Origin of the sequence: Yokenella regensburgei (assembly GCF_051486985.1) — a bacterium.
GTDB lineage: Bacteria > Pseudomonadota > Gammaproteobacteria > Enterobacterales > Enterobacteriaceae > CBFFRJ01.
In genome coordinates, this window is sequence record NZ_JAHVDV010000009.1 from 100,933 (window position 1) to 114,769 (window position 13,837).

Here is a 13,837-nt window from a genome sequence, read left to right on the forward strand (position 1 = left end):
CTTGAAGGTAACATGTTACGTTTCACCCTGTGATCGCGGTAACATGTTAGTCGCTTCGTTCAGTGTGCACGGATGTGCTTTCCGGAATCACAACAGCTGTTTGAAATTGGCAAACTCACGCATAATACTTACGCATATTTACTTAACAGGCTATGGGGCCAGGGATAAAGGATGACACCGTTACGTTTAGCGGCGATAGCTGTCGCGCTCTTGACTACGTTCACATTGGCAGGCTGTGATAACAACGATAAAACGCAGGAAGCGCAATCAGCACCTGCGTCAACGCCCTCTTCAGCGCGGCAGGAGACGCCTGCCGCTGCGAAACCTGATGCGGAAAAAATTAAACAGCTGGCGAAAAGCAGTGAAGGCAAAGCCCTGAAACTGGTGGATGCCTCAGAAGTGCAGCTGGACGGCGCGGCAGCGCTGGTGCTGACCTTCTCCATTCCGCTCAATCCAGACCAGAATTTTGCCAACACCGTTCATGTGGTCGACAAGAAGAACGGTAAGGTGGACGGTGCATGGGAGCTTGCCCCTAATCTGAAAGAGCTGCGGTTACGTCATATTGAACCGAACCGGGAGTTGTTGGTATCGGTTGATCGTGGTTTACAGGCCCTGAATAACGCCACCTTTGGCATTGATTACGAAAAATCGCTCACCACCCGTGATATTGAACCGACTGTAGGGTTCGCCAGCCGTGGCTCGCTGCTGCCGGGTAAAGTGGTGGAAGGGTTGCCGGTGATTGCGCTCAATGTGGACAACATTGACGTCAATTTCTATCGCGTTAAACCAGAATCTCTGGCGGCGTTTGTCAGCCAGTGGGAGTACCGCAACTCGCTGACCAACTGGGAATCAGAAAGCCTCCTTAAAATGGTCGACCTGGTCTACACCGGCCGCTTTGACCTCAAGCCAGCGCGCAATACGCGGGAAAAACTGCTGCTGCCGCTAAAAGAGGTCGCCCCTCTGCAGCAGGCGGGCGTATACGTCGCGGTGATGAATCAGGCCGGTCATTATAATTACAGCAATGCAGCCACGCTCTTTACCCTGAGCAACATTGGCGTTTCTGCCCACCGCTACCACAACCGTCTGGATATCTTTACCCAGAGTCTGGAAAACGGTGCGGCGCAATCGGGGATTGATGTTGTCCTGTTGAATGACAAAGGACAGACGCTGGCGCAGGCAACGAGCGATGCCCAGGGCCATGCCACACTTAATACCGATAAAGAGGCGGCATTGCTGCTGGCGCGCAAAGAGGGTGAAACCACGCTGCTGGATCTGAAACTGCCAGCGCTGGATCTTGCTGAATTTGCCATCGCCGGCGATCCTGGTTACAGCAAACAGTTCTTTATGTTTGGCCCGCGCGATCTCTATCGCCCTGGCGAAACGGTCATCATGAATGCGCTGCTGCGTGACAGCGACGGTAAACCGCTTGCGGATCAACCGGTGAAACTTGAGGTCGTGAAACCGGACGGCCAGGTAATGCGCAGCGTGGTCAGCCAGCCTGAAAATGGCCTTTACCGCTTTACCTGGACGCTTGATGCCAGCGCGCAAACCGGCACCTGGGCTATTCGTGCCAATACCGGTGATAATCAGCTACGCACGTGGTCTTTCCACGTCGAAGATTTTATGCCGGAGCGGATGGCGCTCAATCTCACCCCACAACAGACGCCGCTCTCGCTGGCGGATGACGTCAACTTTGGCGTTGTGGGCTACTACCTTTACGGCGCGCCTGCCAGCGGAAACACCCTGCAAGGGCAGCTTTTCCTGCGCCCGTTGCGTGAAGCGGTGAAAGCGTTGCCTGGCTTCCAGTTCGGTGATATTGCCGAAGAGAACCAGAGCCGCAGTCTGGATGAAGTACAAATTCAGCTGGATGAAAAAGGTCATGGGGAGGTTGCAACGGCGAGCCAGTGGAAAGATCTGCATTCACCGTTGCAGGTGATTTTGCAGGCAAGCCTGCTGGAGTCGGGTGGGCGTCCAGTGACGCGTCGTGCAGAACAACCGCTCTGGCCTGCGCCTGCCTTACCGGGCATCCGTCCACAATTCGCGGCGAAAGCCGTGTATGACTATCGCACGGACACCACGGTGAATCAGCCGATTGTTGATGAGAACGGTCTGGCCGGTTTCGATATCGTTTATGCCGACCCGACGGGGGCTAAAAAAGCAGTATCCGGCCTTCAGGTGCGCCTCATCCGCGAACGTCGCGACTACTACTGGAACTGGTCTGAGAGCGATGGCTGGCAGTCTCAGTTCGATCAAAAAGATCTGGTCGAAGGGGAGCAGTCTCTCGATTTAGCCGCTGATGAAACCGGTAAGGTGAGCTTCCCGGTGGAGTGGGGCTCTTATCGTCTGGAGGTGAAAGCGCCGGATGAGAGCGTCAGCAGCGTGCGTTTCTGGGCTGGCTATAGCTGGCAGGATAACAGCGACGGTGCCGGTGCCGCACGCCCTGACCGCGTGACCATGAAGCTCGATAAACCCGCTTACCAGCCTGGCGATACCATCAATCTGCATATTACTGCTCCGGCAGCGGGTAAAGGCTATGCCATGATCGAATCCAGTGAAGGACCGTTGTGGTGGCAGGAGATCGATGTGCCGCAGGGCGGTCTGGATATCGCCATTCCCGTCGATCAGAAATGGCGTCGCCATGATCTCTACCTGAGTACGCTGGTTGTGCGCCCGGGAGATAAATCGAAATCGGCTACGCCGAAACGGGCAGTCGGTTTGCTGCATCTGCCGATGGGTGATGAAAACCGCCGACTGAACGTAACGATGGAAAGTCCGCAAAAAATGCGTCCTGACCAGCCGCTGACGGTAAAAATTAAGGCCAGCCTGAAAGACGGTAAAGCACCAAAACAGGTGAATGTCCTGGTGTCCGCTGTTGACAGCGGTGTACTGAATATCACCGACTACGTGACGCCAGATCCCTGGGCCGGTTTCTTCGGGCAGAAGCGTTACGGCGCGGATATTTACGACATTTATGGTCAGGTCATTGAAGGGCAGGGACGGCTTGCTGCGCTGCGCTTTGGTGGTGATGGAGATGAACTGAACCGTGGCGGTAAACCGCCGGTTAACCATGTCACTATTGTTGCCCAGCAGGCCCAGCCGGTCACCCTGGATGACAACGGTGAGGGAACGGTCACCCTGCCGATTGGTGATTTTAACGGTGAGCTGCGCGTGATGGCGCAGGCGTGGACGACAGAGGACTTTGGCAGCAGCGAAGGTAAAGTGGTGGTAGCCGCACCGGTTATTGCTGAACTGAATATGCCGCGCTTCCTCGCGGGTGGTGACACCTCGCGCCTGACTCTGGACATCACAAACCTCACAGACAAACCGCAAAGTTTGCAGGTAGCGGTAGCGGCAAGCGGTCTGGTGGCACTGCAAAGTCAGCAGCCGAAACCGGTCAATCTTGCGCCGGGTGCCCGTACCACGCTGTTTATCCCGGTTCGTGCGCTTGATGGCTTTGGTGATGGCGAAATCAGCGCCGATATTTCGGGACTGCAACTGCCGGGTGAAACCTTTGCCCCGCAGCATAAACAGTGGAAAATCGGGGTACGTCCGGCCTGGCCTGCCCAGACCATCAGCAGTGACGTGATGCTTTACCCGCATGAAAGCTGGAACGCGCCTGCCGAGCACACCACGCGTATTTCGCCGGTGGCACTCCAGGGGCAGCTCCTGCTGAGCGGGCGTCCATCGCTGAACATTGCCCGTTATATTCAGGAGTTACGCGCTTACCCTTACGGCTGCCTTGAACAGACCGCCAGCGGCCTGTTCCCGTCGCTCTATACCAATGCCGCGCAATTGAAAGCATTAGGGATCAAGGGTGACAGCGATGAGCAACGTCGTGCTGCGGTGGATATCGGCATTTCACGCCTGCTGCAAATGCAGCGCGATGATGGCGGCTTTTCGCTCTGGGATAAAAACGGCCCTGAAGAGTACTGGCTCACCGCGTATGTGACGGACTTCCTCTTCCGTGCTACCGAGCAGGGTTACAGCGTGCCCGGTGATGCGCTGACCAGTGCCAACAACCGCCTGCTGCGCTATTTGCAGGATCCCGCTGCGATGGCAGTGCGATACAGCGACGATGTCGCGGCAACGAAATTTGCGACTCAAAGCTATGCGGCGCTGGTCCTGGCTCGTCAGCAAAAAGCACCATTAGGTGCACTGCGTGAGCTCTGGCAGCGTAACAGCCAGGCAAAAGCTGCCCTTCCGTTAATGCAACTGGGCGTGGCGCTGAAACTGATGGGTGACGCTCCGCGTAGTGAGCAGGCCCTGGCTCAGGCGCGGGTGACTAAACGTCTGCCGTCTGAACGCTGGATGGCCGATTACGGCAGTGACCTGCGCGATAATGCACTGATGCTCGCCCTGCTTGAGGAGAACAAGCTGTTACCGGATGAACAAAATAAACTGCTGACCACGCTCTCTGAACAGGCGTATGGCCAGCGCTGGCTCTCTACACAAGAGAGCAATGCGCTGTTCCTTGCCGGACGCCATCTGCAAAGCTTACCGGGTACCTGGCAGGCGCAGACGAGCCTGGAGGCCGAAATGCTCAAAGGTGACAAACAGCAAACCCGTGAACTTAATGCCGACCAGATGGCGGCGTTGCAGGTGACCAATAGCGGGGAAAGTCCGATGTGGTTGCGTCTGGACAGCACCGGTTACCCGGAATACACCCCGGCCCCGTCCAGTAATGTGCTGAAAATCGAACGCCATATTCTGGGAACCGACGGACAAACCAAAGCGCTGGACTCCCTTAAGAGTGGCGAACTGGTGCTGGTCTGGCTGGAGGTTACCGCCAGCAATAACGTGCCGGATGCGTTAGTGGTCGATCTGTTGCCTGCAGGGATGGAGCTGGAAAACCAGAACCTCGCCAGCAGCAGCGCAAGCCTCGGAGACAGCGCCAGCGAAGTCCAGGAGTTGCTCAACCGGATGCAGCAGGCGGATATCCAGCATATGGAATTCCGTGATGATCGCTTTGTGGCCGCAGTGGCGGTAAGTCAGGGGCAGCCGGTTACTCTGATTTACCTGGCGCGCGCGGTGACACCGGGCACCTACCAACTGCCGATGCCGCAGGTGGAGTCAATGTACGTTCCGCAGTGGCGGGCGACGGGGGCTGCGAGTGGTCCGATGATTGTTCGCCCGTAAGATGAAAAACAGGCGTCTCCTGCGCTCCCGCTGGCTCTGGCTGGCGGGAGCGCCGCTTTTATTACTGGTGTGCGTATGCATTGCCGACAGGATCTGGCCGTTACCGCTTACTGAGGTGAACCCGGCGCGGGTGGTTGTCGCAAAAGACGGGACACCACTCTGGCGTTTCGCCGATGCCGGCGGTATCTGGCGCTATCCGGTCACTATCGAAGAGGTGTCCCCCCGCTATCTGGAGGCGCTCATCCAGTATGAGGATCGCTGGTTCTGGACCCATCCGGGCGTCAATCCCTTTTCGGTTCTCCGTGCCGCCTGGCAGGATTTACGCGCCGGACGCGTTATCTCCGGCGGCAGCACGTTAACCATGCAGGTGGCGCGTCTGCTCGATCCGCATTCGCGCACGTTTGGTGGCAAAATCCGCCAGCTCTGGCGCGCATTGCAGCTGGAGTGGCATCTCTCCAAGCGCGATATCCTGACGCTCTATCTCAACCGCGCCCCGTTTGGCGGAACGCTGCAGGGGGTGGGGGCGGCAAGCTGGGCCTATCTGGGTAAATCCCCTGCGCAGATGAGCTATGCCGACGCGGCATTGCTGGCGGTGCTGCCGCAGGCACCGAGTCGACTGCGACCGGACAGATGGTCGGGACGGGCACAGGCGGCGCGCGATAAAGTGCTTGATCGTATGGTGAGCCAGGGCGTGTGGAGTGCGGCACAGGTGGCGGAGTCCCGCCAGGAACCCGTCTGGCTGGCACCCCGACAGATGCCTCAGCTCGCGCCGCTCTTTTCCAGAATGATGGTGAGTCAACACACCGGGGAGAAGATAACCACGACCCTGGACGCCAGCCTGCAACGGCAGCTTGAAGAGCTGGCGTTAAACGTTAAATCACGGCTTCCGGCGCGCAGTTCGCTGGCCATTATTGTTGTTGATCACACTGACATGACGGTGCGTGGCTGGGTGGGTTCCGCCGATATTTCGGATGACAGCCGGTTTGGGCATGTGGATATGGTGACGGCCGTTCGCTCACCGGGATCGGTGCTTAAACCTTTTGTCTATGGGCTGGCGATGGACGAAGGGCTTATCCATCCTGCTTCGTTGTTGCAGGATGTACCCCGTCGTACCGGGGATTATCGTCCGGGGAATTTTGACAGCGGATTTCACGGGCCGGTGAGTATGAGCGAGGCGCTGGTACGTTCGCTTAATCTTCCAGCCGTCCAGGTACTGGAGGCCTATGGACCGAAAAAATTTGCAGGTGTGCTGCGTAATGCAGGACTGCCGCTGACGTTACCGCAGGGAGCAGAACCTAATCTGTCGCTAATCCTCGGCGGGGCAGGGGCACGACTGGCGGATATAACGGCGGCCTACAGCGCGTTTGCCCGTCAGGGTAAAGCCGGACAGCTTCGATTGCAGCCTGACGATCCCCTGACTGAACGGCCTTTAATGTCGCCGGGTGCCGCCTGGATTATCCGCCGGATTCTGGCAAATGAAGCCCAGCCTTTACCGGACAGCGCACTGCCCCGCGTGGTGCCGCTGGCGTGGAAAACCGGCACCAGTTATGGCTACCGGGATGCCTGGTCCATCGGCCTCAATGGACGCTATCTGATAGGCGTCTGGACCGGCAGACCAGACGGCACGCCGGTTGCCGGGCAGTTTGGCTTCGCAAGCGCAGTACCGGTGCTGAATCAGGTTAATAACCTGCTGCAACCGCGTTCGGCGCTTGAGCAGGCGAAAATGCCTGAAGATCCACGCCCAGAATCGGTCAGCAGTGGAGTGATTTGCTGGCCCGGTGGGCAAAGCCTCCCTGCCGGCGACAGCAACTGCCGCCGCCGGTTATCGACCTGGTTACTCGACAACAGTCAACCCCCTACACTCCTGATGCCTGAGCAGGAGGGGGTGAAAGGTATCCGGTTCCCTGTCTGGCTAAACGCACAGGGGCAACGCGTGGCGGCAGACTGCCCGGATGCGCAACAGAAAATGATGATCGTCTGGCCGTTGCCTCTTGAACCCTGGCTGCCGGTTACGGAAAAACGTGCTGCCCGGTTGCCTGCCCGCTCGACAATCTGCCCGCCTCAGGATGAGAATGCGCCGCCTCCGCTGGTACTGTCAGGAATTCGTGAAGGCGGGGTGATTAAACGCGTTCCCGGTCAGACTCTGGTTACGCTACCGGTGCTGGCTTCCGGCGGGCAGGGCAGTCGCTGGTGGTTCTTAAATGGTGAGCCATTATCCACCCATGCGGGTCTGCTCAGCCTGAAGATAGATACCTCCGGTGAGTATCAGTTACTGGTGATGGACGATGTGGGTCAGGTACAGGCCGTGCAGTTTGCGGTGCAATAAATGGCGGAATAAGCGAGTTAGTGCGGAGTGTTGCTAAAACTCGTCTTATTTTAAAAAAATGTTACCTATATCCATAGGCAATATCATCGTTGCTCATTATAATCCGCGCCAGGTCATACGCATGTATGTACGACAACAGAACAACTTACAGGGGTTAACATGGCTATTGAACGTACTTTCTCCATCATCAAGCCGAATGCGGTAGCAAAAAACGTTATTGGTAGCATCTTTGCTCGTTTTGAATCTGCGGGTTTTAAAATTGTTGGCACCAAAATGCTGCACCTGAGCACTGAACAGGCTCGTGGTTTCTATGCTGAGCACGAAGGCCGCCCCTTCTTTGACGGCCTCGTCGAGTTCATGACCTCTGGCCCGATCGTGGTTTCTGTTCTGGAAGGCGAAAACGCGGTCCAGCGTCACCGTGACCTGCTGGGGGCGACCAACCCGGACAACGCCCTGGCCGGTACGCTGCGCGCTGACTATGCGGACAGCTTCACCGAGAACGGCACGCACGGTTCTGACTCTGTTGAATCTGCCGCACGCGAAATCGCTTATTTCTTCGCCGAAGGTGAAGTTTGCCCGCGTACACGCTGATCGACTGAGAAAAGTGTAAGGACATTTACACTTTATTTCGTCAATGCCGCGTGCAACCGTGGCATCTGTACACCAGAATTTGTACAATGCAGCGCCCCGAGAGAAGCTGACGCTCTCCCGGGGCGCTTCTTTTTTCAACCACCCTCCAGGGGCCACAACGTGTAACAACGAGGCCGGAATACGATTATGTCTGAACAGATTGTCACGCCTGAGAACGTCGCACTGACGATTCCCAACAAAGATGCAAAAATTAACCTGCTGGATTTAAACCGTCAGCAGCTGCGCGAGTTTTTTAAACACTTAGGCGAAAAGCCCTTCCGCGCCGACCAGGTGATGAAGTGGATGTACCATTATTGCAGCGATAACTTTGATGACATGACTGACATCAACAAAGTCCTGCGCAATAAGCTCAAAGAGGTCGCCGAGATCCGTGCGCCGGAAGTTGTTGAAGAACAACGTTCTTCCGATGGCACCATCAAATGGGCGATTGCCGTAGGCGATCAGCGTGTTGAAACGGTGTACATCCCGGAAGATGACCGTGCCACTTTGTGTGTTTCTTCCCAGGTAGGGTGCGCGCTGGAGTGTAAATTCTGCTCAACCGCGCAGCAGGGCTTTAACCGTAACCTGAAAGTGTCAGAGATTATTGGCCAGGTCTGGCGTGCCGCTAAAATCATTGGCGCAGCGAAAGTCACTGGACAGCGTCCTATCACCAATGTGGTGATGATGGGCATGGGCGAGCCGCTGCTGAACCTGACCAACGTTGTACCTGCGATGGAAATCATGCTGGATGACTTTGGCTTTGGTCTGTCAAAACGTCGCGTCACCCTCTCTACCTCCGGTGTCGTGCCTGCTCTCGACAAACTGGGAGATATGATTGACGTAGCACTCGCCATCTCCCTGCACGCGCCTAATGATGAGATCCGTGACGAAATCGTTCCGGTGAACAAAAAGTACAACATTGCGATGTTCCTGGATGCGGTACGCCGCTACCTGCAGAAATCCAATGCGAATCAGGGCCGTGTGACCATTGAGTATGTGATGCTTGATCATATTAATGACGGCACGGAACACGCGCATCAGCTTGCCGAACTGTTGAAAGACACGCCGTGCAAAATTAACCTGATTCCCTGGAACCCCTTCCCGGGTGCGCCATACGGCCGAAGCTCCAATAGCCGCATTGACCGTTTCTCCAAGGTTCTGATGGAGTACGGTTTTACGACCATTGTTCGTAAAACCCGTGGTGATGATATTGATGCTGCCTGCGGCCAGTTAGCGGGTGACGTAATAGATCGTACGAAGCGTACTATTCGTAAACGTATGCAGGGCGAGACGATTGCGGTTAAAGCACTCTGATCATTCTGGCGGCGCGGTAAATTAATTTACAGCGCCGCATAACTATGCTGAATAAATCGCCTCCAACGACTCGCGTAGTCAATAATTACGGTGCGTTTCGTCTGACTTTAAGGCAGTATGTAATGATGGAACAATGGCTTAGCAATTGGGCTGAAAGCTGTTCTGTCATCACTGGCCTGACAGTCTTATACTGTCGGTCTAAGTTTATTTGACCCAGATATTTCGCGGTGCGCCAGGCATTGGCCGAACACGCGCATGAATCTTAAAACACGTACCAGCAGTTGTAGCGAATGAATACTGAAGCCACTAACGAACAACATGAAGCACAAACCACAGGCGTTCGTCTGCGCAACGCCCGTGAACAACTTGGACTCAGCCAGCAGGTGGTTGCCGAACGCCTGTGTCTGAAAGTCTCCACGGTTCGCGATATTGAAGACGATAAGGCTCCGGCCGATTTGGCTTCAACATTCCTGCGTGGTTACATCCGATCCTACGCCCGTCTTGTCCATATCCCGGAAGAAGAGCTGCTGCCTATGATTGAAAAGCAGGCCCCTGTCCGGACGGCGAAAGTAGCCCCCATGCAGACTTATGCGTTAGGTAAACGTCGCAAAAAACGCGATGGCTGGCTGATGAGTTTCACCTGGTTGGTACTGTTTGTGGTTGTGGGTCTGACGGGCGCATGGTGGTGGCAGAACCACAAAGCGCAGCAGGAAGAAATTACCACCATGGCCGATCAATCCTCTGCCGAACTGAACGCCAGTGGTGAGGGGCAAAATGTCCCCTTGAATAACGAGACCGCAACAGCGCCCGCTGAAGTTCAGGATAATGCCTCCACCCCGGTTGAAACACCCGCCCCTACTGCCTCAGCGCCTGCCGCTACGGCAAATACCAATCCGGTCGTTCCACCTTCACAGGCTCCGGTTGATACAGCGCCTGCGGCGACAACAAATGGCGCTGCGCTGCCTACCAACCAGGCGGGCGTCGCACCCTCTGTTGATGCTAATGCGCTGGTCATGAACTTTACGGCCGACTGCTGGCTTGAAGTAACTGACGCCAGCGGTAAGAAATTATTCAGCGGTGTGCAGCGCAAAGATGCCTCTTTAAATTTAACGGGTCAGGCACCTTATAAACTTAAAATTGGCGCCCCGGCCGCTGTTCAGATTCAGTATCAGGGAAAACCTGTTGATCTGAGCCGCTTTATCAGAAATAACCAGGTTGCACGTCTGACCCTCAATGCCGAACAATCAGCAGCACAGTAACAGACGGGCAAGGCGGGAGATTTTTCATGCATAACCAGGCTCCGATTCAGCGTCGGAAATCGAAACGGATTTACGTTGGTAATGTACCGATTGGTGATGGTGCCCCCATTGCCGTTCAATCGATGACAAACACCCGTACCACGGATGTGGAAGCAACGGTTAACCAAATCAAAGCCCTTGAGCGCGTCGGTGCGGATATTGTTCGTGTATCTGTACCAACTATGGATGCAGCTGAAGCGTTTAAATTTATCAAACAGCAGGTGAGTGTTCCGTTAGTGGCGGATATTCACTTCGATTACCGCATAGCGCTCAAAGTGGCCGAATATGGCGTTGACTGCCTGCGTATCAACCCGGGCAACATTGGCAACGAAGAGCGTATTCGCGCGGTTGTCGATTGCGCACGTGACAAAAATATTCCTATCCGTATCGGCGTTAACGCGGGCTCCCTGGAAAAAGATCTGCAGGAAAAATATGGCGAACCGACACCGCAGGCACTGCTGGAGTCGGCCATGCGGCATGTGGATCACCTGGACAGGCTGAATTTCGATCAATTTAAAGTCAGCGTAAAAGCCTCCGATGTTTTCCTGGCCGTAGAATCTTATCGTCTGCTGGCAAAACAGATCGATCAGCCTTTACACCTTGGGATTACCGAAGCCGGTGGCGCGCGTGCAGGTTCGGTAAAATCTGCAATTGGTCTTGGTCTGCTGCTCTCTGAAGGGATTGGCGACACGCTGCGTATCTCCCTGGCGGCAGATCCGGTTGAAGAGATCAAGGTCGGTTTCGATATCCTGAAATCGCTGCGCATCCGTTCGCGTGGCATCAATTTTATCGCCTGTCCAACCTGTTCCCGTCAGGAGTTTGACGTGATTGGAACGGTCAATGCCCTTGAGCAGCGACTGGAAGATATTATTACGCCGATGGACGTTTCAATCATTGGCTGTGTCGTAAATGGTCCGGGCGAAGCGCTGGTTTCCACCCTCGGGGTGACCGGCGGCAATAAAAAGAGCGGTCTTTACGAAGACGGTGTGCGCAAAGATCGTCTGGACAACAGCGATATGATTGCCCAGCTCGAAGCGCGTATTCGTGCGAAAGCCTCCATGCTAAATGAAGCGAATCGTATTGATATTCATCAGGTAGAAAAATAACGTGATGGGAAGCGGCTTGCTTCCCGTGTATGATGAGCCCGCAAGGCCTGGCGCCTTGAGGGTTCATTTTTTGCATTCATAAAGAGAACAAACGTGGCAAAAAACATTCAAGCCATTCGCGGCATGAACGATTATCTGCCTGCCGATACTGTTATCTGGCAGCGCATTGAAAGCAGCTTGAAAAGTGTGCTCGGCAGCTACGGTTACAGCGAAATCCGTTTGCCGATTGTAGAGCAGACCCCGTTATTCAAACGCGCCATCGGTGAAGTGACCGACGTGGTTGAAAAAGAGATGTATACCTTTGAGGACCGTAACGGCGACAGCCTGACGCTGCGTCCTGAAGGTACGGCGGGCTGCGTACGCGCCGGCATCGAGCATGGTCTCCTGTACAATCAGGAACAGCGTCTGTGGTACATCGGGCCGATGTTCCGCCATGAACGTCCGCAGAAAGGGCGTTATCGCCAGTTTAACCAGTTGGGCGTAGAAGTGTTTGGCCTGCAGGGACCGGACATTGACGCTGAACTCATTATGCTGACGGCGCGCTGGTGGCGTGAGCTGGGCATTTTTGACCACGTCACACTGGAACTCAACTCCATCGGTTCCCTGGATGCACGTGCGAAATACCGCGAAGCGCTGGTGGCATATCTTGAACAGTTTAAAGACAAACTGGACGAAGACTGCAAACGCCGCATGTACAGCAATCCGCTGCGGGTGCTGGATTCCAAAAACCCGGACGTTCAGGCTTTACTTAACGATGCGCCAGCATTGGGCGATTATCTGGACGAGGATTCGAAAGCGCACTTCTCAGGTCTTTGCGCTTTTCTTGATGCCGCCGGAATTCGTTATACCGTGAATCAACGGCTGGTGCGTGGTCTTGATTATTATAACCGTACCGTTTTTGAGTGGGTCACCAGCAGTCTGGGATCGCAGGGAACCGTATGTGCAGGCGGTCGTTATGATGGCCTCGTGGAACAACTCGGCGGTCGTGCGACCCCGGCGGTTGGCTTTGCGATGGGTCTGGAACGACTTGTTTTATTAGTTCAGGCCGTTAATCCGGAATTTAAAGCAGAATCTGTTGTCGATATATACCTGGTCGCGTCAGGCGAGAATACGCAGTCTGCTGCAATGCAGCTGGCTGAACAGGTACGCGATGCGTTTCCTGGCGTAAAACTCATGACGAACCACGGCGGCGGTAATTTCAAAAAGCAGTTTGCTCGTGCCGATAAGTGGGGCGCTACGCTCGCACTGGTGCTGGGTGAGTCTGAAATCGCCGACGGCAACGTTGTGGTGAAGGATTTGCGCTCTGGTGAGCAAAATACGGTAGCGCAGGAGAGCGTTGCGGCGCATTTGCGCACACTACTGGGCTAATCTCCCCGGTGAATTATCGTTAAGGAGAAGGACTGCGTGGAAATTTACGAAAACGATCACGACCAGGTAGACGCGCTTAAGCGCTTCTTTGCTGAGAATGGCAAAGCCCTGGCCGTTGGGGTGATTTTAGGTATTGGGGCACTGGTTGGCTGGCGCTACTGGACGAGCCATCAAACCGAATCAGCACAATCGGCTTCTGTAGCGTATGAGCATGCCATCTCTGCGTTAAAAGCGGATAAACCTGAAACCCTCGCCACCGCAGAGAAATTTGCGGCCGAAAACAAAAATACCTATGGTGCACTGGCGTCGCTTGAACTGGCGCAACAGTATGTTGAGCGTAACGAGCTCGAAAAAGCGTCTGCGCAGCTGCAACAAGGCCTCGCTGCAACCAGCGACGACAATCTTAAAGGTATGATTAATATCCGCCTTGCTCGCATTCAGGTTCAGCTCAAGCAGCAGGATGCCGCACTGAAAACGCTGGATAGCGTGAAAGGTGAGGGCTGGGCAGCTATCGTTGCTGACCTGCGTGGCGAAGCGCTGCTGAGTAAGGGCGACAAACAAGGTGCGCGCACCGCTTGGGAAAGTGGCGTTAAAAATAACGCTTCCCCTGCGCTGAGTGAAATGATGCAGATGAAAATCAATAATTTGTCCATCTAAGA

General features: G+C 55.1%; 8 protein-coding genes. All 8 read left to right on the top strand.

Features of this window, described 5'->3' with window-relative positions:
• Positions 1 to 171: 171 nt before the first annotated feature.
• The 8 genes from KXR87_RS08885 to KXR87_RS08920 all read left to right on the top strand — a co-directional run bounded on the left by KXR87_RS08885 (position 172) and on the right by KXR87_RS08920 (position 13,835).
• Complete coding sequence (locus tag KXR87_RS08885) at positions 172 to 5,136, top strand: alpha-2-macroglobulin family protein (RefSeq protein WP_437431899.1); 4,965 nt, start codon at positions 172 to 174, stop codon at positions 5,134 to 5,136.
• A 1-nt stretch (position 5,137) separates the two neighbouring features.
• The gene (gene pbpC / locus KXR87_RS08890; protein ID WP_437431900.1) at positions 5,138 to 7,462 is read left to right on the top strand and encodes a peptidoglycan glycosyltransferase PbpC; all 2,325 of its coding nucleotides are present in this window, start codon (positions 5,138 to 5,140) and stop codon (positions 7,460 to 7,462) included.
• Positions 7,463 to 7,621: 159 nt separating this feature from the next.
• Complete coding sequence (gene ndk / locus KXR87_RS08895) at positions 7,622 to 8,053, top strand: nucleoside-diphosphate kinase (protein ID WP_437431901.1); 432 nt, start codon at positions 7,622 to 7,624, stop codon at positions 8,051 to 8,053.
• 186 nt (positions 8,054 to 8,239) lie between these two features.
• Positions 8,240 to 9,406 (top strand): bifunctional tRNA (adenosine(37)-C2)-methyltransferase TrmG/ribosomal RNA large subunit methyltransferase RlmN, encoded by a 1,167-nt coding sequence (locus KXR87_RS08900; RefSeq protein WP_437431902.1) that lies wholly within the window; start codon positions 8,240 to 8,242, stop codon positions 9,404 to 9,406.
• 290 nt (positions 9,407 to 9,696) lie between these two features.
• Complete coding sequence (rodZ, locus tag KXR87_RS08905) at positions 9,697 to 10,665, top strand: cytoskeleton protein RodZ (protein ID WP_437431903.1); 969 nt, start codon at positions 9,697 to 9,699, stop codon at positions 10,663 to 10,665.
• A 26-nt stretch (positions 10,666 to 10,691) separates the two neighbouring features.
• Complete coding sequence (gene ispG / locus KXR87_RS08910) at positions 10,692 to 11,810, top strand: flavodoxin-dependent (E)-4-hydroxy-3-methylbut-2-enyl-diphosphate synthase (RefSeq protein ID WP_437431904.1); 1,119 nt, start codon at positions 10,692 to 10,694, stop codon at positions 11,808 to 11,810.
• A 93-nt stretch (positions 11,811 to 11,903) separates the two neighbouring features.
• Positions 11,904 to 13,178, top strand: a complete 1,275-nt coding sequence (hisS, locus tag KXR87_RS08915; RefSeq protein ID WP_437431905.1) for a histidine--tRNA ligase — start codon at positions 11,904 to 11,906, stop codon at positions 13,176 to 13,178.
• 36 nt (positions 13,179 to 13,214) lie between these two features.
• Positions 13,215 to 13,835: a YfgM family protein gene (locus KXR87_RS08920; RefSeq protein ID WP_437431906.1), complete on the top strand. Its 621-nt coding sequence runs from the start codon at positions 13,215 to 13,217 to the stop codon at positions 13,833 to 13,835.
• Positions 13,836 to 13,837 lie beyond the last annotated feature (2 nt).